Origin of the sequence: Streptomyces fructofermentans (assembly GCF_014651055.1) — a bacterium.
GTDB classification, from domain to species: Bacteria; Actinomycetota; Actinomycetes; order Streptomycetales; family Streptomycetaceae; genus Streptomyces; species Streptomyces fructofermentans.
On the sequence record NZ_BMWD01000005.1, the window covers coordinates 368,984 to 390,645 of the forward strand.

The window sequence follows — 21,662 nt, forward strand, 5'->3', positions numbered from 1 at the left end:
GCGGAGGTACAGATGCGGAGGACTGACCCGGAGGGACACGGGCCCGTCCGGTACGGACCGCCGCCGCCCGGCCAGGGCCTGCCCGTGCCCCCCGGCCTCGCCGCCGCGGCGCGCGGCGCGAACACCGAACCGGCCGGCGGGGGCGCCGCGCTGCTCGACGCCGCCCGCGGCTACTGGGCCCGGCGGGGGCTGCCCGCAGGACGCGACCGGACGGCCGCCGCCGCGGGCGGCCCCGCGCTCCTCCTCGCGCTGAGCGCCGCGCTCGGCGGAGACGTGCTGCTGCCCCGGCCCTGCGCCGCGTGGTGGGAGCCGCAGGCGCGCCTGCTGGGGCGCTCGGTCTTCCATGTGGGCACGCCCGCCGAGTGCGGTGGCGTGCCCGACCCGTACGCGCTCCTGGAGACCGTCCGCCGGGTGCGCGCCGAGGGGGGCGATCCGCGCCTGCTGGTGCTGTCCGTCGTGGACGACCCCACCGCCACCGTCGCTCCTCCCGAACTCGTCCACGAGGCGGTGGAGGCCGCCGCGGGCGAGGGGCTGCACGTGGTGAGCGACGAGACCTGGCGGGACACCCTGCACGAGCCGCACGACACCGTCCTGCTGAGCCCCGCCGAGATGCTGCCCGACCGGGTCACGGTCCTGACCGACCTGTCCGGGTCCTTCCTGCCGCCCGGCTGGCCCGCCGCGATCGCCCGCTTCCCCGACAACGGCGCGGGCGGCGAACTGCGCGACCGCGTCCTCGACGTGCTGACCGCGCTCGGCGCCCGCATCGCCGCCCCGGTCGCCGCCGCCGCCGCGTACGCGCTCGGGGAGCCCGACGAGATCACGGACCACATCGCCGCGTCTGTACGGGTGCACGCGCGGGTCGCGGCCGCCGCGCACGGGACCCTCGTGGCCGCGGGAGCCCTCGCCAGACCCCCGCGCGCGGGCCGCCACCTCTACGCGGACCTCGACCCGCTGCGCCCGGCGCTCACGGCCCAAGGTGTCGGCGACGCACAGGAGCTGGAGGACTTCCTCACCCGTCGGCTCGGCATGCCGGCGCCGGGCGGCCACCGGTTCGGGGACGATCTCGCCCATCTGCGTGTACGGCTCACGACCGCCGCGTTCCTCGGCACAACCGAGGAGGAGCGCACTGCGTCTCTCATGTCACGCGAGCCCCTGGAATTGCCGCATGTGGAACGGGCGTTGAGCCGGCTGGAAGCGGCCTTCGGCGACCTGAGGGACAACGACGACGCCCGGCGATGGGAGTCACCTCGATGACGCAGCAGTCCGAGTCGACCACGACCACCCCCGCGGCCGCCGCGAACCCCCCGCCCGCGGCCGCCCCGCCGCCCTCCTCGCAGCCCACCTCCGCGAGTCCGGCCCCGCCCCGGCCGCCGACACGACCCCCGTCCGCGGTACGGCCGCCCGAGGCGGCGCCGGAGGTCCGGCACGCGGTGTCCCGGCCCGCGCCCGACGTCCTCGAACCGCTCCCCGAGCCCCGCCCGCTCACCGAACGCCGGGTCTGGCCGCGCTCCTTCACCCATCGCCTGACCGCTCCGCTGCCCGGGCTCAAGGGCTTCGCCCGGTTCGCCAGGGAGGGTGCCCTGCGGCCCGGCCCGTCCGGGCTCGCCGACATTCCCCGACTGCCGTACGAACCGGCCCCGTTGCCGCGTGTCGACACACGCACGGTCGCGGTCACCTGGGCCGGGCACGCGAGTTGGGTGATCCGGATCGGTGGCCTCACCGTGCTCACCGACCCCGTCTGGTCCCGCAGAATCCTGGGAACCCCCGCCCGGATGACCCCGGTCGGCGTGGCCTGGAGCGCGCTTCCGCGCGTCGACGCCGTGCTCATCAGCCACAACCACTACGACCATCTGGACGCGCCGACCCTGCGCAGACTGCCGCGCGGCACACCGGTGTTCGTGCCCGCCGGGCTCGGCCGCTGGTTCCGGCGCCGCCGCTTCACGCACGTCACCGAGCTGGACTGGTGGGAGGCGGTCGAACTGGACGGTGTGCGGCTCGACTTCGTCCCCGCCCACCACTGGTCGAAGCGCAGCCTGCACGACACCTGCCGCACGCTGTGGGGTGGCTGGGTGCTGACCGACCCCGACGGGCAGCGGGTGTACTTCGCGGGCGACACCGGGTACGGCCACTGGTTCGACCGGATCGGCTCCCGCTACCCCGGCATCGACCTGGCGCTGCTGCCGATCGGCGCGTACCACCCCCGCTGGTGGCTCAGTGACGTCCACTGCGATCCGGAGGAGGCGGTGCGCGCGGCTCGCGACCTCGGAGCCCGGCGGATGGCGCCCATGCACTGGGCCACCTTCGTCCTGTCCGCCGAGCCCGTCCTCGAACCGCTGCACCGGGTGCGCGCGGCCTGGGAGGGGGCGGGGCTGGACCGCGAGGACCTGTGGGACCTGCCGGTGGGCGCGTCGCGCGTGCTCGACGGTGACGGCAGGGCGCTCGGCGGGCGGTGAGGCCGGGCGCCGACGGCGGCATCGCGGGGCACGCGCGCGACAGGTGGCGCGACCCGGGCCCGCGGACACGACAGGTCGCGCGAGCCGGCCCCGCGGACCGGCCGCGCCCGGGGCGGGCCTACGGGGTGGAGCGCCGCATCCGGCGCCACACCCCGGGGGCGGCGCTGATCACCAGCGTCAGGGCGACCACGGCCACCACGCCCTCCCACGGCTCCGCGAACAGGGAGCCGCCGAGTACGCCGATGAGCTGGTACGTCGCGGCCCAGGCGAGGCAGGCCGGTACGTCACCGCGTGCGAAGCGCCGCAGCGGCCACTTCGCCAGCAGGCAGGCCAGCATCACCGGGAGGCGGCCGGCCGGGACCAGCCGCGAGAGCACGAGCACGGCGACGTCGTGGTCGGCGAGCTTCTGCTGGGCCTGGGCCAGCCGGTCCTCGGGCGCGCGGTCGCGGATCGCCGCCAGCCAGCGCGAGCCGTTCTTCGAGCCCATGCCCCGCCGGCCGAGCCAGTACAGCGTGACGTCCCCGAGGAACGCCGCGAGCGCCGCCACGACGAAGATCAGCGCCATCGAGAAGGGCGCCGCCCGGTGGAAGGCCACCACGGCGGCCGAACTCACCAGCGCGCCCGTCGGCACCACCGGAACCAGCGCGCCGATCAGGACGAGCAGGAACAGCGTGGGATAGCCGACCGCCTGCTGGGTGGAGTCGGGCGGCACGGTCGTGACCGCGGCGGCGAGCACCTGTCTCACCGGGCTCCGCCCTCCCGCTCCTCGTCGCCCCGGTCGGCCGGTGCGTCCTCCCGGGACCGGTACCCCGCGATCTCCGGCCGCACACCCTCGCCGTGGTCCAGCCGGTGCACCGCCACTCCGGGCGCGCGTTCGGCGGCCAGACGTACGAACTCCTCGCCGGGGGAGTGGAACTCATGGGGGCGCACGGCGTCCATGCCGATCGGCCAGTACGTGCCGTAGTGCACCGGCACCGCGCTGCCCGGCCGCAGTCGCGCCAGCGCCTCCGCGGCCCGTCCCGCGTCCAGGTGCCCCTCGCCGAGGTACGGCCCCCAGCCGCCGACGGGCAGCAGCGCCACGTCGACGTCCCCCACCTCCTCGGCCATCGACTCGAACAGCCCGGTGTCCCCGGCGAAGTAGGTCCGCGCCTCGCCCTCGACCACATAGCCGAGGGCGGGCGCGCGATGCGGCCCGACCGGCAGCCGCCGCCCGTCGTGCCGTGCGGGAACGCTCCGTACGACCAGGTCACCGACCCGCGTGCGGTCGTCGGCCGACACCTCGGTGAGCCGCAGATGGCCGAGCCTGCGCAGGCCGGGCACCGCCCGCGCCGCCCCCCTGGGCAGCAGCAGCCGGGTTCCCGGGGCGAGCCGGGCCAGCGAGGGGACGTGCAGATGGTCGGCGTGCAGGTGCGAGACCAGGGCCACGTCCGCGACCGCGGCCTCGGGCGGGGGCGGCGCCCCCCGGCGCCGGCGCAGGTGCGCGAGCCGGCGCGCGAAGAGCGGGTCGGTGAGCACGCGTACGCCCGAGTCCTCGACGGTGCAGGTGGCGTGGCCCCACCAAGTGATCTCCACCGGCACTCCTTTGCCTCCCTCGCGCGACTCCCCCCGACCCTACGGGCAGGAGTAGGGTCGGCGACGAAACCCGGAGGTGAGGGGGACACCATGGGAGACACACTCCGTGCCTCCGGCATGCGCCGAGCGACGGCGATCGCCAGTCTGACGCCGTTGGAGGAGCTGGACGACGACCCCTTCCTGGTGGACTCGCGCAGCCAGCACGCCATGTGCGCCCGCTGGGCCGCCGAGCACGGCTACGTGGTCACCCGCGAACTCCTCGTACGGGGGCTGCGGCCGGACCACAGCGCGCTCTGGGACGACGTCGAGGCCGGTCTGGTCGACCTGTTCGTCGCGCCGAGCCGACGGGTCCTGGAGCGGGCGCTGGCGTCCGTCGACGAGTTCACCGCCGAGTGCGCCAGACGGGGCGTCCGGGTCGAGACCGCCGAGCACGCCGAACCCGCCTACGACGCCCAGATGAAGGCCCGCGTCCACCGGCGCCTGTCGATGCCGACCGCGGGTTACGACGGCCGCTGACAACCGCCGGCCCCGGCCGTCCGCCCCGGCGGCCACCGCTCCGGACGGCCGCGCACGGTCGCGTGCGCGCCCCCCGTCCGCTCCCTCCCCGATCGGCTCCGGGCACTTCCACCCCCTGTGACAAGGTTGGGAGGGCGGCGGTGCGGTGAGTGGAGGTGGGCGCGGCGTGAGCGGAGCGCGATGGCGGAGGCTGGGCAGCGTGGTCTGGCGCAGCGTCGCGGTGTGGGCCGTGTCCACGGTCACCCTGCTGGTGCTCGCCGGAATCCTGCCCGACTTCAGGCTCCAGTCGCCCGACGGGGACAGCGCGACCCGGATCGCCACCACCGCGGCGCTCGGCGCAGGGGCGTTCGGCGTGCTCTCGGCCGTCGTGTGGCCGCTGCTCGTGAGGGCCCTGCTCCTCGTGCCCGCGCTCGTCCTCGGCGTGCTCGTCTTCTTCCTCAACGGCTCGTTCCTGCTCCTCGCCCTGCGCATCGTTCCCTCGGGACGGGGCGAGGCCGCACCGGAGACGGCCGTGGTGGTCGCCGCCGTGATGTCGGCCGTCGCCTCCGCCACCGGAGCGGCGCTCGCGGTCCGCGACGACGACGCGTACCGCAGAAGGCTCTACCGGCTGTCGGACCGCCGACGGGCCGCGGCCCCGCCGGGAGCCGGGCCCTCGACGCCCGGGACGGTCTTCCTGCAGCTCGACGGCGTCGGCCACGACCTCCTCCTCGCCGTCGCCGGCCAGGGACTGATGCCGACGGTCGCCGACTGGCTCACCGACCGCCGGGCGGTGCCCGCGACGCACCGGATCGTCCCCTGGCGCACCGACTGGTCCAGCCAGACCGGCGCCAGCCAGCTCGGCATCCTGCACGGCTCCAACGAGGACGTGCCCGCCTTCCGCTGGTACGAGAAGGACAGCGGCGAGGTGATGGTCTGCAACCGCCCCACCAGCGCCGCCGAACTCCAGCGCCGGGCCGTCGCGCGCACCGGCGACGGCGGCCTGCTCAGCCTGGACGGCGCCAGCCGCGGCAACCTCTTCAGCGGCGGGGCCGACCAACTCGCCCTGGTGCTCTCGGTGGCGGCCCGGCGGGGTCGGGAGAACCGCTCACGGGCGGGCTACTTCGCGTACTTCTCCGACCCGGCGAACGCGGTCCGTACCGCGATGTCGTTCGTCGCCGAGGTCGGCCGGGAGATCGGCCAGTCCACCCGGGCCCGGCTCGAGAAGCGCCGCCCGCGTGTGGCGCGCGGCGGGCTCTACCCGTTCATCCGCGCCTTCGCGACGGTCGTCGAGCGGGACGTCGTCGTCGCCGCGGTGATCGGGGACATGCTCGCCGGGCGCTCAGCGGTCTACGCGGACCTGGTGGCGTACGACGAGGTCGCGCACCACTCGGGACCGCGCAGCCGCGACGCGGAGAGGGTGCTCCAGCGGCTGGACCGCTCGCTCGCCCTGATCGCGAAGGTCGCCGAGCACGCCCCGCGCGCGTACCGCGTCGTGCTGCTGTCCGACCACGGCCAGAGCCCCGGCGAGACCTTCCGCACCCGGTACGGACTCGGGCTCGGTGAACTGGTGCGCGCCGGCTGCGGGTTGCCGGTGCCGCGCAAGGCGCGGCGCACGCACAGCGGCGCGGAGGCCAGGGCGGCCGTACGCGCCGCGCTGCGCAGGCCGGTCGAGGAGGGCGGGGCCGAGTACCTGCCGTCCCACCGGACCAAGGACGGTCCCGCCGAACCCGTGGTGCTCGCCTCCGGAAACCTCGGGCTGGTGTCCTTCCCCGACGTCCCGCACCGGATGAGCCGCGAGGAGATCGACGCCCGCCATCCGGCGCTGCTGACCACCCTCGCCAACCATCCGGGCGTCGGGTTCGTGCTCGTGCGCAGCGAGGAGCACGGCGGTCTGGTGCTCGGCGCGCACGGCGTCGAGGTCCCGCTGGAGAAGCTGGACGAGGACCCGGGCCCGCTGGCCGACTTCGGCCCCGGCGCGGCCGACGCAGTGCGCCGCACGCACGGCTTCCGGCACACCGCGGACATCATGGTCAACTCCTGGTACGACCCCGAGGAGGGCGAAGTCCTCGCGTTCGAGGAGCAGATCGGCTCGCACGGCGGGCTCGGTGGTGCGCAGGGCCGGCCGTTCCTGATGGCGCCCGCCGTGTTCTCGCCGCCCGTCGAGGACGGGGCGGAGCTGGTCGGCGCCGAGCAGGTGCACCGCGTGCTGCGCCGGTGGTTGCGCGAGTGCGACGGCCCGCAGGTCCCGATCGGGGTCGACGCCGACCCCGACCGCCACGCGGCCTGACCCGGCGCCGGGCCGCCGCGCGGCCGTTCCGTCCCTCCGGTCGCCGCACGGGCGGGTTCCGCCACGGGTCGCCCGCGGCCCGTTCCGGTCACCGCACGGCGGCGAAACCCCCGGTCACCGGGGGCACACCGGGCCCGGCGCGGCGGAAAATGGGCTGCGGTGCCTGCCTGCGGCGCCCACACTGGCCGCACGGACATCGCACACCTGTGCGCCGTCGAACCAGTCGTCGAGGAGCCTCTGCGTGCAGGCCGCCGTCACCGTCACTCCCGCCCGGATTCCGGAACTGCTGCTCGGTCTCGCGACCGTGCGGCCGGTCTTCCTCTGGGGTGCCCCCGGCATCGGGAAGTCCTCCCTCGTCAGGGAGTTCGCGGAGTCGCTCGGGCTGGAGTGCGTGAGTCTCCTGGGTACGCAGCTGGCGCCCGAGGACCTGATCGGCGTCCCGCAGATCAGGGACGGGCGCTCGGTCTTCTGCCCGCCGGAGTCCATCGCCCGCGACGAGCCGTACTGCCTGTTCCTGGACGAGCTGAACGCGGCGACGCCCGACGTCCAGAAGGCCTTCTACTCGCTGATCCTGGACCGCCGCATCGGCACGTACGAGCTGCCGGAGGGCTCCATCGTGATCGGCGCGGGCAACCGCGCGACGGACAACGCGCTGGCCCGTCCGATCGCCTCCGCGCTGGTCAACCGGCTCGCGCACGTCCACCTGGAGGCGTCCCCGAAGGACTGGCTGGTGTGGGCCGGCGCGAACGGAATCCACCCGTGGGTGCTCGACCACCTCACCGACCGCCCCGACCACCTGTGGTCCAAGCCGCCCAGGACGGAGGAGGCCTTCTCCACGCCCCGCTCCTGGCACATGCTCTCCGACGCGCTGCACTCCTTCGGCCCGACCCTCGACGAGCCGACGCTGCGCGTGATCGCGCACGGGACCCTGACGCCCGCGCACGCCGTCGCGTTCTGCGGGTACGTCAAGGTCGTCCGCAGCCGGTTCGGGATCGAGGCCATCATCAGGGGCGAGGCCCGCTGGCCGCACCGCGTCGAGGACCGGGACCTGCTCCACTACCTCGCCGAGTCCTTCCGGAGCCGCCTCGTCAAGGAGCTGCCCGCGAGCAAGGAGCACGTCCCGGCCGCCGGCCGCCAGACCGCGTACCGCGCGAAGTCGCTGCTCGTGCAGCTCGCCGAGATCTCGGTGGAGGTCGCGCAGAGCGTGATCGCCTCCGACGCGGACGGCAACCCCGTGCTGCCCGCCTGGTTCCTGGTCGAGGCGGCCCGTGACATGCCGCGGCTGGTCGAGGCCCGCCGGTGAGCCGTTCCCGCAAGAAGTCCGCGGCGGAGCAGGACCCGGCCGCGGTGGCGTTCGCGGCGGGGATGGCGCTGGTCGCCGCCAACCCCGCGCTGGCCGCCGTGGAGGCCACCATCTGCCGGACCGAGGACTGCGCGCTCGCGCCCCGGGAAGGACTCGTCGTCGTCTCCTCCAACGGCACGCTGCACGCGCACCCGAAGCGGCGCGCCGCTCCGGGCGCCTGGGCGTGGGCCGTCGCCCACGCGCTGATCCACCTCGGCTTCGGGCATGTGCCCGCCGCGCGGGAGCACCGGGAGCAGCCCGACCGGTTCGACCTCGCGGCGCGCTGCGTGGTCGTCAACCGCTTCCTCCAGACCTTCCCGATCGGGGAGGTCCCCGACGACCTGCCGCTGACCTACCCCCACGGCGACGAGGAGCAACTCGCCGCGCTGTGGCGCCGCGAGGGCATCCCCGCCGGGTACGAGCGCTGCGGTACGGCGGGCCCCGGCCCCGACCAGTGGCTCCAGGAATGGGGCCGGTGGCAGGGCAGCCCCACGGACTGGCAGCTCGCGTTCGCGCACGCGCTCACCCGCACGATGTCCACCGCGATGGACCTGGCGGGCGGCCGCCGGGACTCCATGACCGGCGGACCGACCCGGTTGCGGCCCTGGGAGCGGGCGTTGAGCTGGTTCGTGTCCTCGTACCCCCTGCTCGGCGGCATCGCGGCCGGCATCACGCTCGTGGCGGACGCCGAACTCGCCCGCGCGCACGGGATATCCGTGGCCGCCGTCGACGCGGGGGCCGGCGAGATCTACGTGAACCCGCTGCGGCAGCTCGACGACGAGGAGTGGCGTTTCGTGCTCGCGCACGAGATGCTGCACGCCGCGCTGCGCCACGGCGACCGGCGCGGCCATCGCGACCCGTACCTCTTCAACATCGCCTGCGACTACGTCGTCAACGGCTGGCTGGTGGGGATGCACGTCGGATCGATGCCCGAAGGGGTGCTGTACGACCCGGCGCTGGTCGACCTCTCGGCCGAGGAGGTCTACGACCGCATCTCCACCGACCTGCGCCGCATGCGCCGGCTCGCCACCCTGCGGGGCAGGGGCGTCGGGGACATCCTCGGCGGCCCGCTGCGTGAGCCCCGCGACGTCGTGGACCTCGACGAGTTCTACCGCCGGGGACTGGGCCGGGGCCTCGACCTGCACGAGCGGCAGGAGCGCGGCTTCCTGCCCGGCGGGCTCGTCGAGGAGATCCGCGCGCTCAGCCAGCCGCCGCTGCCCTGGGACGCCCGACTGGCCCGCTGGTTCGACGAGTTCGTCCCCCGGCCCGAGCCGGTCCGGTCGTACGCCCGGCCGTCCCGCCGGCAGGCCGCCACCCCCGACATCCCGCGCGCGGGCCGCCACTTCCCGCCCGAGGAGGTCGCGCGCTGCACCTTCGGGGTCGTGCTCGACACCTCCGGCTCCATGGACCGCACCCTGCTCGGCAAGGCCCTGGGCGCCATCGCCTCGTACGCCGGCGCCCGCGACGTCCCGGCGGCACGCGTGGTCTTCTGCGACGCGGCCCCGCACGACGCGGGCTTCGTTCCGGTCGCGGACATCGCCGGGCGAGTGCGGGTGCACGGCCGCGGCGGCACGGTCCTGCAACCGGGCGTCGACCTGCTGCTGCGGGCCGAGGACTTCCCGCCCGGCGCGCCGGTCCTGATCATCACGGACGGTCACTGCGACGTGCTGCGCGTCCGGCGGGAGCACGCGTATCTGGTCCCGCAGGGGGCGAGCCTGCCGTTCACGCCCCGGGGCCCGGTCTTCCGGGTGCGCTGAGCACGGGGCGCCGGCCCGGGCCGCCGAATCGCGGACACCCGGGCCCGATCGGCTGGGTGCATCGGGCCCGGGTGTGATCGGATGGCGGGCAGGAACCCCCGGCAAGGGGACCCCATGTGAAAGGAAGAACTGTGGCCACCACGCGCTCCGCACACACTGTCTGGGAAGGCAACCTCCTCGACGGCAAGGGAGTCATCTCGTTCGACTCCTCCGGCAGCATCCAGGAGCAGCCCGTGACCTGGGCGTCGCGCTCCCAGGACGCGAACGGAAAGACCAGCCCCGAGGAGCTGATCGCCGCCGCCCACTCCAGCTGCTTCTCCATGGCGTTCTCGCACGCCCTCGCCGGCGCGGGCACCCCGCCCACCAGGCTGACGACCTCGGCCGACGTCAGTTTCCAGCCGGGTGAGGGCATCACCGGCATCCACCTGACGGTCGAGGGCACGGTGCCGGGCATCGACGCGGACGCCTTCGCCGCCGCGGCCGAGGACGCCAAGAAGAACTGCCCGGTCAGCCAGGCACTCACCGGTACGACGATCACGCTGACGGCGAAGCTCGCCTGACGGCCGTCGGGCCCTTCCGTACGCAGCTTCCGTGCATACGCCGATGCCGCGTCCACCGTCGGGGGACGCGGCATCGTCATGTCCCGGACTCCCGGGTGTGGGCGCCCCATTGACAAGACGTCACTCAAGTTTTGTGATGGAACGCGGGCAGGCCCGGGCGGAAGGGGACGGACATGGCACGTGCGGTCGGGATCGATCTGGGTACCACCAACTCGGTGGTGGCCGTTTTGGAGGGGGGCGAGCCGACGGTCGTCGCCAACGCCGAGGGCGCGCGCACGACTCCGTCGGTGGTGGCCTTCGCGAAGAACGGCGAGGTCCTCGTCGGCGAGGTCGCCAAACGGCAGGCCGTCACCAACGTCGACCGCACCGCGCGGTCCGTCAAACGCCACATGGGCGACCCGGGTTGGCGCTTTCCCGGGGAGGGGGACGTCGACGGCACGCGCTACCGGGCGCAGGAACTCTCCGCACGGGTGCTGCAGAAGCTGAAGCGCGACGCGGAGGCGTATCTCGGCGAGGACGTCACGGACGCCGTGATCACCGTGCCCGCCCACTTCGACGACACCCAGCGCCAGGCCACCAAGGAGGCCGGCGAGATCGCGGGACTCAACGTCCTGCGGATCATCAACGAGCCCACGGCCGCGGCGCTCGCCTACGGGCTCGACCGCGGCGAGGAGCAGACCGTCCTCGTCTTCGACCTGGGAGGCGGGACGTTCGACGTCTCCCTCCTGGAGATCGGCGACGGCGTCATCGAGGTCAAGGCCACCAACGGCGACACCCAACTCGGCGGCGACGACTGGGACAACCGGGTCGTCGAGCATCTCGCCCAGCGCTTCAAGGCCGCGCACGGCATCGACCTCGGACGGGACCGGATGGCGGTCCAACGGCTTCGCGAGGGCGCTGAGAAGGCCAAGATCGAGCTGTCCTCGTCCACGGAGACGACCGTCAACCTGCCCTACGTCACCGCGTCGGCGGACGGCCCGCTGCACCTGGACGAGAAGCTGACGCGCGCCCAGTTCCAGGAGCTGACGGCCGATCTGCTCGACCGCTGCAAGGCGCCCTTCCACCAGGCGGTGAAGGACGCCGGGGTCAAGCTGTCCGCGGTCGACCACGTCATCCTCGTCGGCGGCTCCACCCGGATGCCCGCGGTGACGGACCTGGTGAGGGAGCTCACCGGCCGCGATCCGCACAAGGGGGTCAACCCGGACGAGGTCGTGGCGCTCGGCGCCGCGCTCCAGGCCGGGGTCATCCGCGGCGACGTCAAGGACGTCCTGCTCCTCGACGTCACTCCGCTGTCCCTGGGCATCGAGACCAAGGGCGGCATCATGACCACCCTGATCGAGCGCAACACCACCATTCCCACGCGGCGTTCGGAGATCTTCACGACGGCGACGGACAACCAGCCCTCCGTCGGCATCCAGGTCTTCCAGGGCGAACGGGAGATCGCCGCGTACAACAAGAAACTGGGCGTCTTCGACCTCACCGGGCTGCCGCCCGCGCCGCGCGGACTGCCGCAGATCGAGGTCGCCTTCGACATCGACGCCAACGGGATCATGCACGTCTCGGCGAGGGACCTGGCCACCGGCCGAGAGCAGAAGATGACCGTCACGGGCGGTTCGGCGCTCTCGAAGTCCGACATCGACCGCATGATGCGCGAGGCCGAGCAGTACGCGGAGGAGGACCACAGGCGCCGCGAGGCCGCAGACACCCGCAACCAGGCCGAGCAACTCGTCTACCAGACCGAGAAGTTCCTCCGGGAGAACGACGAGCGGGTGCCCGCCGACATCAAGGCCGAGGTCGAGTCGTCGATCGCCGAGCTGAAGGAGCTGCTGGCCGACCGGGACGGCGTCGACACGGGCACCCTCCGCAGGGGGGTCGAGAAACTCGCCACCGTCAGCCAGAAGGTGGGACAGGCGATGTACGCGCAGGCACAGCAGTCGCCCCCGCAGGACCGGCCCGGCGCCGAGCAGGCCGCGCCCCCGGACGAGGACGGCGTGGTCGACGCCGAGATCGTGGACGACGAGCGGGAGGCCGCGGACGGACGCCGTTCCGCCGCGGACGGGGACGGCGGCCGGCGGGCGGAGGACGGCCCGCGGGCGGAGGACGGCCGGGGTGCCGGGGGAGAACACGACGGGGGCACGGGGGGCGGACCCGCCTGACCCGCCCCCGCGACCGGCCCACGGCTCGGAGTGGCTCCCGCGCCCCGGACTGCCGTCCGCCCGGGGCCCGTTCAGAAGTCGGCCCGGCGCTCCCGGATCATCTCCTCGGTGCGCCGGGCGGACGCGGCACCGGTCGTCATGTGGTCCAGCACCTCCAGGTGCGCGGCGACCTCCCTGCGGGAGTCGAGGTACAGCGCCCCCGTCAGGTACTCCGTGTACACCATGTCCGGCAGCTCCGGCTCGGCGAAGCGGAACAGCACGAAGGGCGCGTACGTCCCCGGGTGGGGACCTGAGGCGAACTCCGCGATCTGCAGGGTGATGTGGTCGTGGCGGACCATCTCCAGGAGGTGGTCGAGCTGTTCCGCCATCACCTCGGAACGGATGCTCACCGGTCTCTGCAGGACCGTCTCCTCCATGATCACCCACAGGTGCGGCGGGGCGGCCCCGGTCAGCAGGTCCTGGCGGGCGAGCCGCAGCGACACATGGCGCTCGATCTCCTCGGGTCCCGTCTGGCCCACCGTGCCGGCCTCCAGGACCGCACGCGCGTACGCCTCGGTCTGCAGCAGCCCCGGCACGAAGTGCGGCTCGTACGACCGGATGAGGGACGCCGCCCCCTCCAGGCTCACGTACAGGCTGAACCAGTCCGGCAGCACGTCGTGGAAACGCTGCCACCAGCCGGGCTCGTTCGCCTCCTCGGCGAGCCTCACGAACGCGGCGATCTCGTCGTCGGGCACCCCGTAGGTCGACAGCAGCACCTGCACGTACGGGATCTTCAGGGAGACCTCGGCCATCTCCATGCGGCGGACGGTCGCGCCCGCGACGCGCAGGATCCGCGCGGCCTCGTCCCGCTTCAGGCCGGAGGCCTCCCGCAACTCCTGGAGCCGTCTCCCCAGTACCACCTGCCCCACGGTCGGCGCAGGACGTCTTTCACTCACGAGACGCCTCCCCATGCGCCGGGCATGGCGAGAAGTGTGCCATGTCCCCGCCGAACCCTCACGTGATCCACAATTCTCCACGCGGCGGGTGTCGGCCTCGGCGGCTTCAGGACAGCAGCGAACGAAGGTACTTGGCCGTCGCCGGGTCGGCCGGCAGCAGCGTCTCGACGGCCAGCTCGGAGACCGTCACGTCCATCGGGGTGTTGAACGTGGAGATCGACGACACGAACGACAGGACCAGACCGTCGTGCTCGATCCGCAGAGGCAGCGCGAAGTGCGGTACGCGGGCGTCCTGTTCGTCCTCGCCGCTCTCCGGGACGTCGTACGGGTACGCCGCGACCTCCTCGTACAGCGCCCGCAGCGGGGCCGAGCGGCGCAGCGCGATGTCGCGCTCCATCTGGGCCAGCAGATGTCCGCGCCACGCGCGCAGGTTGCGGATCCTCGGCGCGAGCCCCTCCGGATGCAGCGTCAGCCGCATCGCGTTGAGCGGCGGCACGAGCAGGTGCTCGGGCACACCGTCGAGCAGCATCGTGATCCCGCGGTTCGCGGCGACCACGGAGTACGTGGCGTCCACCACCAGCGCCGGATAGGGCTCGTAGCCCCTGATCAGCCGCTCCACGCCCTCGCGCAGCGCCTCCAGGGCCGGGTCGTCGAGCGGGGTCTCGGGATAGCGGGGTGCGTAACCGGCGGCCAGGAGCAGCGAGTTGCGGTCCCGGACCGGCACGTCCAGGTGCTCGGCCAGCCGGAGCACCATGTCCTCGCTCGGCCGGGAGCGGCCCGTCTCGACGAAGCTGATGTGCCGTGCGGAGGACCCTGCCCGCAGTGCCAGCTCCAGTTGGCTGACCCGGCGCCGCTCCCGCCAGCCGCGCAGCAGCGGACCCACTCCCGGTACGCCGTCGTCGGCGGACGCTGTCCCGGGCGCGGCGGTCGTCATGACCCCGACGTTAGCCGATCGGCGGCCGGCGGGTCGACGGGCCGGACCACGGCCGAATGCGTACCCCGGCGACCTTCCGGAGCGTGCCTGACCAGGACCGAAACAGCCGGACTGTGGCACGCTGAGGAGATCCGGACACCACCGAAGGAGCGAGAGACCATGCCCCTCGAACCGCTGGCGCAGAAGGAGATCGAGGACCGGCTCGCGGAGCTGCCGGGCTGGTCGCTCGACGGGGACCGGATCGCCCGCTCCTACCGGCTGGGCTCGCACTTCGCGGCGGCCGCGCTGGTCGTGCACATCGCCCGGGTGCAGGACGAGCTGGACCACCACGCGGACATCACACTGAGTTATCACACCGTCTCGCTCACGGTGAACACCCACAGTGTGGGCGGAGCCGTCACCCGGCTGGACCTCGACCTGGCGCGACGGGTCGAGGAACTGGCCGCCGGCCACGGCGCCGGCTGAGCACGCCGGTGTTCGACTACGACGAGGAGGCCGAGCGGTACGACGCGTCCCGGGGCGGCGAGCCCCGCGCCGCCGCGGCCGCCGGCGCCGTGCTCGGACTCCTGCCCCGCACCGGCGGAGCCCTCCTCGACATCGGCTGCGGCACGGGCATCGTGACGCGCCGGCTTGCCGCAGCGGGACTGCGTGTGACGGGCGCGGACGCGGCGGGGGGCATGCTGCGGCAGGCCGCGGAACGCACCCCGGGCCGGGTCGTGCTCGCCGACACCCGCCAACTGCCGTTCCCTGACGCATTGTTCGACGCGGTGTCGGCGGTCTGGCTGCTTCATCTCCTGGACGACGCGGACCGTGTCGTCCAGGAGGCGGCCCGGGTGCTGCGCCCCGGCGGCGTCTTCGTCACGACCGTGGACAAGGCTGCCTCGCACGACGTCCGCAGCGACATCGACGCCGTGATGGCGCCGCGCCCGCGCCGCGCCGCACGCGACAGGGCGGACCTCGTGACCGGCTTCGCCGCCCGGAACGCCCTGGCCCCGGCAGGCCGGGCGTACTTCCGCGGCCGGGGCAGGACCCCCGCCCGGGCCGCCGCCGACGTGCGACGCGGCTGGTACACGCTGCTGCCGCCCGGCGCTCCCCTCACGGAGCGGCTCGCGACGCGCCTGGAGCAGCTCCCGGAACAGCACGCGCCGCGCCCCGACCCGCAGTTCGCCCTGCGCGCGTTCAGGAAGGAGTAGGCGGCTCCCGGGGGAGGGGCGGCGCGCGTTCACACGGCGCGGGGCTCCGGCACCCACCCGTCGCGGCCCGCCGCGCCGGACGCGGGCCCGACCTCGGGCGGGCGCCGTGTGAAGAGCATGACCCAGTTGGTCAGCCAGGTCGCCCCGCCGTCCACCGAGAACGCCTGCTCCCAGCGTGCCGTGTCCCGCGAGATCCCCGACCACACGAAGCGCACGCGTACGTCCCGGCCCTCGTGCGTGTCGTCCCCGAGGAACTCGCCCCGCCCGTCCATGAATTCACCCGTGACCGGAGGGAACAGCCGTCCGCTGCGCGTACTGGACCAGTACAGCGACCACCGGCCGGTGGCACGGTCGCGCAGGCGCAGGGTCAGCCCCTTCCACCCCTGCGCGGGCACCGTCATCTCGTCGATGTTCGCGGCCCCGTCGAACAGCCGCCCGCAGCGGCTGGTGGCCCCGAACTCCTCCCAGTCGCTGTCCGGGTCGAGGAAGCGGGTCCGGCGCCGGTGCGCGACCTCCCACTCGCCGACGAGGAAGTCGAAGTCACCCGGAGCGCTCATGGGCGGTCCCCCGTCGTGCCGGCCGGCATCGAGTCGGCCAGGTAGCCGTCGAGATCGGGGGAGTCCGGGCCGAGCATGTGCCGTACCCAGGCGTCGCGTTCGTGGACGATCGGCGGCAGCTCCCAGACGCAGCCGATCCACGGCAGGTCCGGGGTGACGAAGTGCGCCGGGTTCCGGTCCGGGCAGCCGAGCACGGGCTGCCCGGCCGCCGCTCCCCGGAAGTGCAGGACGTTGTCCCACACCCAGCTGTACGCGTTGAGGTAGGCGCCGCTGTCCCCGCCCCGGTGCAGCACGACGAACGTCGCGGGCGGCGTGCCGTCCGGCTCGGGGAGCAGCTTCGGCAGGATCGCGTACGCCGCCTCCTGGACGTCGGGCGCGATGCCCGCCGGGTCGGTGGTGACGTGGTAGCGCTTGATCCGCCGGCCGGCCACCTCCAGGGGCGGCGGCACGGTCAGGAGTTTCTCTTCGAAAGCCATGGCACGACGCTAGGACGCCTCCACTGACACCTCCTGTCAGTGGTGGGCTGGCATTCTGGCGCGATGAAATCGGCCCGTCTCGTCTCGATGCTCCTGCTGCTCCAGACCCGGGGCCGGATGACGGCCGCCGACCTCGCCGCCGAGCTGGAGGTGTCGGTGCGCACGGTGTACCGCGACGCCGAGGCCCTGGGCGCCGCCGGCGTCCCGCTCTACGGCGACGCGGGGCACGCGGGCGGCTACCGGCTCCTCGACGGCTACCGCACCCGGCTGACCGGCCTGACCGCCGACGAGGCGGAGGCGCTCTTCCTGGCGGGCGTGCCCGGACCGGCGGCCGAGCTGGGACTCGGCCAGGTCCTCGCCGCCGCCCAGCTCAAGGTGCGCGCCGCGCTGCCGAGCGAGCTGCGCGCGCACGCCGACCGGATCAGCGGCCGCTTCCACCTCGACGCGCCCGGCTGGTACGCGGACGGCGAGGACACCCCGTTCCTCCCGGCCGTCGCCGACGCCGTGTGGCGCTCACGGGTGCTGCGGGTCCGCTACCGCCGCTGGCGCGCGCCCACGGACGTGGAGCGCCGCCTCGAACCGTACGGGCTCGTGCTCAAGGCGGGCCGCTGGTACGTCGTTGCGGGCCCGGGGCCGCGCACCTTCCGGGTCGACCAGATCCTCGAACTGGACTCCGGCGAGGGGGAGTTCGAGAGACCGGGGGACTTCCACCTGGCCGCGTACTGGACCGCGTACCAGCGGGACTTCCACGACCGGCTGCACCAGGGCGAGGCGGTGGTCAGACTCGCCCCCGGGGTGCGCCTCGCGGGACGCGCGGGCGACGCCGTGCGCGCCAACGGCCGTAAGGAGAGCGACGGATGGACCCGGGCCACCGTGCCCGTCGAGTCGGTCGAGCACGCACACGCGGAGTTCCTGCGGCTCGGCGCCGACATCGAAGTGCTGGAACCGGCCGAGCTGCGGGCGCGCATCGCGGGCACGGTCGCGGCGCTCGCCCGGACCTACGGCACAGAGAGCGCTTGCTGAACGGCGGCAACCCCGGTGCCACCGGCGGCGACTGAAGGTCGGATTCCGACTTTCCCCCAGGGAGGTACGTCACCGTGCAGCACCCGCATCGCAGACACGGCAGGGCCAGGCTCCTCCTCGCCACCGTCCTCACCGGCGCGCTCGCCGCCGCCGGACTCACCGCGCTCACCGCGGCACCGGCCCAGGCGGCCACGGCACGCCAGGTGGAGAGGCTCGACCGCGGTGTCGTCAGCGTCCACACCGATGCCGGCAACCTCGTGAGCTGGCGCTGGCTGGGCACCGATCCGAACGACGTGTCCTTCAACGTCTACCGGGCCGGCACCAGGGTCAACTCCGCCCCGGTCACCGGTTCGACGAACTACTTCCACTCCGGCGCCCCGGCCCAGGCCGACTACACGGTCCGCGCGATCGTCGGCGGTGTCGAGCAGGGCGACTCGGCCAACGCGATTCAGTTCCGCGCCGGGTACAAGGACGTGGCCATCACCCCGCCGGCCGGCGGCACCACCCCGGACGGCGTCGCGTACACCTACGAGGCCAACGACGCCTCCGTCGGCGACCTCGACGGCGACGGGGCACCCGACTTCGTCCTCAAGTGGCAGCCGACCAACGCCAAGGACAACTCCCAGTCCGGCTACACCGGCAACACGGTGATCGACGGCGTCAAGCTCGACGGCACAAGGCTGTGGCGCGTCGACCTGGGCCGCAACATCCGCTCGGGCGCCCACTACACGCAGTTCCAGGTGTACGACTACGACGGCGACGGCAGGGCCGAGGTCGCGGCGAAGACCTCCGACGGCACGGTCGACGGGGCGGGCACCGTGATCGGCAGCTCCTCGGCCGACCACCGCAACTCCAGCGGATACGTGCTGTCCGGGCCCGAGTACCTGACCATGTTCGACGGTCTGACGGGCAGGGCGATGGGCACGGTCGACTACGTCCCGGCCCGCGGCACGGTGTCCTCCTGGGGCGACTCCTACGGCAACCGTGTGGACCGGTTCCTGGCCGGCACCGCCTACCTGGACGGCCGGCGGCCCTCACTCGTGATGGCCCGCGGCTACTACACGCGGACCGTGCTCGCGGCCTGGGACTGGAGAGGCGGTGCCTTCACCCGGCGCTGGACCTTCGACACCAACTCCTCGACGAACACGGGCAAGGGGTACGACGGCCAGGGCTCCCACAGCCTGTCCGTCGGAGACGTCGACAACGACGGCAAGGACGAGATCGTCTACGGGGCGATGGCCGTGGACGACAACGGGAACGCCCTGTGGACCACGCGGACCGGCCACGGCGACGCGCAGCACCTGGGCGACCTCGATCCGGGGACGTCCGGCCTGGAGTACTTCAAGGTCTCGGAATCGACCTCGCAGCCCGCGGAGTTGTACATCGACCCGGCCGACGGCGCGATCCGCTGGAAGCTCGCCGCGTGCTGCGACAACGGCAGGGGCGTGGCCGGGGACGTCTACGCGGGCAACGACGGCGCGGAGGTCTGGTCGGCCTCCGACACGTCGATCCGCGACGAGGCCGGCGCCGCCAAGGGCCGCGAACCCTCCTCCGTCAACTTCCTCTCCTGGTGGGACGGGGACACGACGCGGGAACTCCTGGACGGCACCCACATCGACAAGTACGGCACGTCGTCCGACACCCGGCTGCTCACCGGCTCCTCGGTGCACTCCAACAACGGCACGAAGGCCACTCCGGCGCTGTCCGGCGACCTCTTCGGCGACTGGCGCGAGGAGGTCGTCTGGGCGACGGGCGACAACCGGGCGCTGCGCATCTACTCCACACCGCTGGAGACGGGCACGCGGATCACCACGCTGCTCCACGACACGATGTACCGCACCGGTCTGGCCTGGCAGAACACTGCCTACAACCAGCCGCCCCACCCGAGCTTCTTCATCGGCACGGGCATGCCTACGGCACCGAGGCCGACGGTGTACACGCCCTAGGCGTCCGACCTGCCACGATGCAGCTCGGCCGGCGATGGGGACGGAGCGTGTCTGAAAGATCGTGTAAGTCCGTGATGTGGAAGCCTGGCCCGGGGCTCGGCCTCGGGCCTGTGGGCCAGGCGGATCGGACGAGTCATGGCAGACAAAAACGAAGCGGCCACGTCCGTGGCCGGCGACAAGACGGTCGACGAGGTGGTCGAGCGGCTGCTCGACAAGGCTGATGCCTCGGGTGCGGCCCTGCTCGGTGAGGGCGGGCTGCTGACGGAGATCACCAAGGCCGTCCTCGAGCGGGCCCTGGAAGCCGAGATGAGCGAACACCTCGGCTACGAACGCGGAGATCTTGCAGGGCACGGGTCGGGGAACTCCCGCAACGGGACCTCGCCCAAGACGGTCCTGACCGATGCCGGCGCCGTGACGCTGGCGGTGCCGCGGGACCGAAACGGCGACTTCGAACCGCGGCTGGTCCCGAAGAACGCCCGCCGCCTCGCCGGGTTCAACGACCGGATCCTCTCCCTCTACGCCCGCGGCATGAGCGTGCGCGACATCCGCTCCCACCTCGCCCAAATCTACGGGGTCGAGGTCAGCCCAGACCTGATCAGCAAAGTCACCGACGCCGTGATCGACGAGCTCGTGACCTGGCAGAACCGGCCCCTGGACCCGGTCTGGCCGATCATCTACATCGACGCGTTGTGGGTGAAAATCCGCTCCGGTTCGGTGACGTCGAAGCCGGTCTACCTGGCCGTCGGCGTCGACATGGACGGCCGCAAAGACGTCCTCGGTCTGTGGGTCGGAGCCGAGGGTGAGGGCGCCAGCACTTGGATGGCGGTCCTCTCCGAGCTGCGGAACCGAGGCATCGAGGACGTCTGCATCGTGGTCTGTGACGGGTTGAAGGGCCTGCCGGACGCGGTCACCGCGACCTGGCCCAAGGCGACCGTCCAGACCTGCGTGATCCACCTGACGAGAGCCTCGCTCCGACTGTCGTCCTCGCGGGACCACCCGAAGCTGGTCCCGTCCCTGAAGGCCATCCACACGGCCCCGACCGAGGCCGCTGCCGAGCAGGCACTCGACGCTTTCGAGGCCTCTGAGCTGGGCCAACGCTATCCGGCGATCGTGCGGACCTGGCGGTCGGCCTGGCCGGAGTTCACGCCCTACCTGGCGTTCCCGCCGGCCATAAGGACCGTGGTCTACTCCACGAACATGGTCGAATCCATGAACGCCCGGCTCCGCAAGGCCACCCGCAACCGCGGCCATTTCCCCTCGGAGCAGGCCGCGTTGAAGGTCCTCTACCTCGCGGTCCGCGAGCAGATCAACCCGAAAGCGCGCGACGCGAACCACGTCGCCGCACACTGGAAAGAGGCACTGAACCAGTTCTCACTCTTCTTCGAGGACCGGCTCAGCATCCAATGACACCAAACGACTTACACAAGATCGCTGACACGCCCTGGGGACGGGCCCGCCGGACGACCGTCGGGCCAGTCGCTCCGCGGCCTCGACGGTCTCCGGGGAGCGCCTGGGGAGATCCCGTCCGACCTGCGGCGAAGTGGGCGGCGGAGAACGCCGAAGGGGCGGCGCGCACCGACGCGGTGTCGGTGCGGGCCGCCCCGGGCGGGACGGTGGTGCGAGAGGGCGGAGGCCGCCCGCGCTGTCACGGCGGCTACTTCGGGTCGCGGTTGTAGACCTTGGTGGTCCAGAGGTGGCCGAGGGCGGTGAGGGTGAGGCACCAGGCGATGGTGAGCCAGCCGTTGTGGCCGATCGGGCTGCCGAGGAGCAGTCCGCGCAGGGTTTCGATGGCCGGGGTGAAGGGCTGGTATTCGGCGACGGGTCGGAACCAGCCGGGCATGGAGTCGAGGGGGACGAAGGCGCTGGAGATGAGGGGCAGGAAGATCAGGGGCAGGGCGTTGTTGCTGGCGGCTTCGGCGTTGGGGCTGACCAGGCCCATGCCGACGGCGATCCAGGTGAGGGCGGTGGCGAAGAGG

20 protein-coding genes are annotated in these 21,662 nt (G+C 73.2%); 13 read left to right on the top strand and 7 right to left on the bottom strand.

The genetic code is table 11. From position 1 onward, the window contains the following. Positions 1 to 12: 12 nt before the first annotated feature. Together IE265_RS10235 and IE265_RS10240 are read left to right on the top strand one after the other, a co-directional pair. Positions 13 to 1,254, top strand: coding sequence for an aminotransferase class I/II-fold pyridoxal phosphate-dependent enzyme (locus IE265_RS10235; RefSeq protein ID WP_190035108.1), 1,242 nt, complete (start codon positions 13 to 15; stop codon positions 1,252 to 1,254). Beyond that, on the top strand, positions 1,251 to 2,453 hold the full coding sequence (locus tag IE265_RS10240; protein ID WP_229916112.1) for an MBL fold metallo-hydrolase: 1,203 nt from the start codon (positions 1,251 to 1,253) through the stop codon (positions 2,451 to 2,453). Before IE265_RS10235 ends, IE265_RS10240 begins: the two co-directional genes overlap by 4 nt. Before the next feature lie 118 nt (positions 2,454 to 2,571). Here IE265_RS10240 and IE265_RS10245 read toward each other — a convergent pair whose 3' ends face one another. Both IE265_RS10245 and IE265_RS10250 read right to left on the bottom strand, forming a co-directional pair. Beyond that, positions 2,572 to 3,198, bottom strand: coding sequence for a DedA family protein (locus IE265_RS10245; RefSeq protein ID WP_190035109.1), 627 nt, complete (start codon positions 3,196 to 3,198; stop codon positions 2,572 to 2,574). Continuing rightward, positions 3,195 to 4,031 (bottom strand): MBL fold metallo-hydrolase, encoded by an 837-nt coding sequence (locus IE265_RS10250; RefSeq protein WP_229916113.1) that lies wholly within the window; start codon positions 4,029 to 4,031, stop codon positions 3,195 to 3,197. The genes IE265_RS10245 and IE265_RS10250 overlap by 4 nt, the downstream gene beginning before the upstream one ends. 84 nt (positions 4,032 to 4,115) lie before the next feature. On the opposite strand from IE265_RS10250, the gene IE265_RS10255 reads away from it, so the two are divergent. The 6 genes from IE265_RS10255 (at position 4,116) to dnaK (ending at position 12,622) form a co-directional block, all read left to right on the top strand. Beyond that, on the top strand, positions 4,116 to 4,541 hold the full coding sequence (locus IE265_RS10255; protein ID WP_190035110.1) for a recombinase family protein: 426 nt from the start codon (positions 4,116 to 4,118) through the stop codon (positions 4,539 to 4,541). Between the two features lie 166 nt (positions 4,542 to 4,707). After that, the gene (locus IE265_RS10260) at positions 4,708 to 6,807 is read left to right on the top strand and encodes a phage holin family protein (protein WP_190035111.1); all 2,100 of its coding nucleotides are present in this window, start codon (positions 4,708 to 4,710) and stop codon (positions 6,805 to 6,807) included. Positions 6,808 to 7,048: 241 nt separating this feature from the next. Further along, positions 7,049 to 8,110 (top strand): ATP-binding protein, encoded by a 1,062-nt coding sequence (locus IE265_RS10265; RefSeq protein WP_190035112.1) that lies wholly within the window; start codon positions 7,049 to 7,051, stop codon positions 8,108 to 8,110. Next, the gene (locus IE265_RS10270) at positions 8,107 to 9,906 is read left to right on the top strand and encodes a vWA domain-containing protein (RefSeq protein WP_190035113.1); all 1,800 of its coding nucleotides are present in this window, start codon (positions 8,107 to 8,109) and stop codon (positions 9,904 to 9,906) included. The genes IE265_RS10265 and IE265_RS10270 overlap by 4 nt, the downstream gene beginning before the upstream one ends. A 131-nt stretch (positions 9,907 to 10,037) precedes the next feature. Beyond that, positions 10,038 to 10,466, top strand: coding sequence for an OsmC family peroxiredoxin (locus tag IE265_RS10275; protein WP_190035114.1), 429 nt, complete (start codon positions 10,038 to 10,040; stop codon positions 10,464 to 10,466). A 173-nt stretch (positions 10,467 to 10,639) separates the two neighbouring features. Beyond that, a complete protein-coding gene (gene dnaK / locus IE265_RS10280) occupies positions 10,640 to 12,622 on the top strand; it encodes a molecular chaperone DnaK (protein WP_190035115.1) in 1,983 nt (660 codons plus the stop codon). A 71-nt stretch (positions 12,623 to 12,693) separates the two neighbouring features. Here dnaK and IE265_RS10285 read toward each other — a convergent pair whose 3' ends face one another. Both IE265_RS10285 and IE265_RS10290 read right to left on the bottom strand, forming a co-directional pair. Continuing rightward, positions 12,694 to 13,557 (bottom strand): Sco1979 family transcriptional regulator, encoded by an 864-nt coding sequence (locus IE265_RS10285; RefSeq protein ID WP_190035116.1) that lies wholly within the window; start codon positions 13,555 to 13,557, stop codon positions 12,694 to 12,696. 106 nt (positions 13,558 to 13,663) lie between these two features. Then, the gene (locus tag IE265_RS10290) at positions 13,664 to 14,491 is read right to left on the bottom strand and encodes a helix-turn-helix domain-containing protein (protein ID WP_190035117.1); all 828 of its coding nucleotides are present in this window, start codon (positions 14,489 to 14,491) and stop codon (positions 13,664 to 13,666) included. A 159-nt stretch (positions 14,492 to 14,650) separates the two neighbouring features. Between IE265_RS10290 and IE265_RS10295 the strand changes: the two genes are divergently transcribed. Further along, entirely contained in the window at positions 14,651 to 14,956 is a 306-nt protein-coding gene (locus IE265_RS10295; RefSeq protein WP_190035118.1) for a 4a-hydroxytetrahydrobiopterin dehydratase, read from the top strand. 8 nt (positions 14,957 to 14,964) lie between these two features. Beyond that, positions 14,965 to 15,684, top strand: coding sequence for a class I SAM-dependent methyltransferase (locus IE265_RS10300; RefSeq protein ID WP_190035119.1), 720 nt, complete (start codon positions 14,965 to 14,967; stop codon positions 15,682 to 15,684). A 29-nt stretch (positions 15,685 to 15,713) separates the two neighbouring features. On the opposite strand, the gene IE265_RS10305 is transcribed toward IE265_RS10300, so the two are convergent. After that, positions 15,714 to 16,241, bottom strand: coding sequence for a hypothetical protein (locus IE265_RS10305; RefSeq protein WP_229916114.1), 528 nt, complete (start codon positions 16,239 to 16,241; stop codon positions 15,714 to 15,716). Then, positions 16,238 to 16,717, bottom strand: coding sequence for a hypothetical protein (locus tag IE265_RS10310; RefSeq protein WP_190035120.1), 480 nt, complete (start codon positions 16,715 to 16,717; stop codon positions 16,238 to 16,240). Before IE265_RS10310 ends, IE265_RS10305 begins: the two co-directional genes overlap by 4 nt. Before the next feature lie 63 nt (positions 16,718 to 16,780). On the opposite strand from IE265_RS10310, the gene IE265_RS10315 reads away from it, so the two are divergent. The 3 genes from IE265_RS10315 (at position 16,781) to IE265_RS10325 (ending at position 21,093) form a co-directional block, all read left to right on the top strand. Beyond that, positions 16,781 to 17,740: a helix-turn-helix transcriptional regulator gene (locus tag IE265_RS10315; protein ID WP_190035121.1), complete on the top strand. Its 960-nt coding sequence runs from the start codon at positions 16,781 to 16,783 to the stop codon at positions 17,738 to 17,740. A 74-nt stretch (positions 17,741 to 17,814) separates the two neighbouring features. Beyond that, positions 17,815 to 19,686 carry a rhamnogalacturonan lyase gene (locus tag IE265_RS10320; protein WP_190035122.1) on the top strand — a complete coding sequence of 624 codons (1,872 nt, stop codon included), beginning with the start codon at positions 17,815 to 17,817 and terminating at the stop codon, positions 19,684 to 19,686. 135 nt (positions 19,687 to 19,821) lie between these two features. Next, positions 19,822 to 21,093 (top strand): IS256 family transposase, encoded by a 1,272-nt coding sequence (locus IE265_RS10325; protein WP_190035123.1) that lies wholly within the window; start codon positions 19,822 to 19,824, stop codon positions 21,091 to 21,093. A gap of 247 nt (positions 21,094 to 21,340) precedes the next feature. Here the strand turns inward: IE265_RS10325 and IE265_RS10330 are convergent. Then, positions 21,341 to 21,662, bottom strand: a 322-nt coding sequence (locus tag IE265_RS10330) for an ABC transporter permease (RefSeq protein ID WP_190035124.1), incomplete at its 5' end; no start/stop codon positions are given.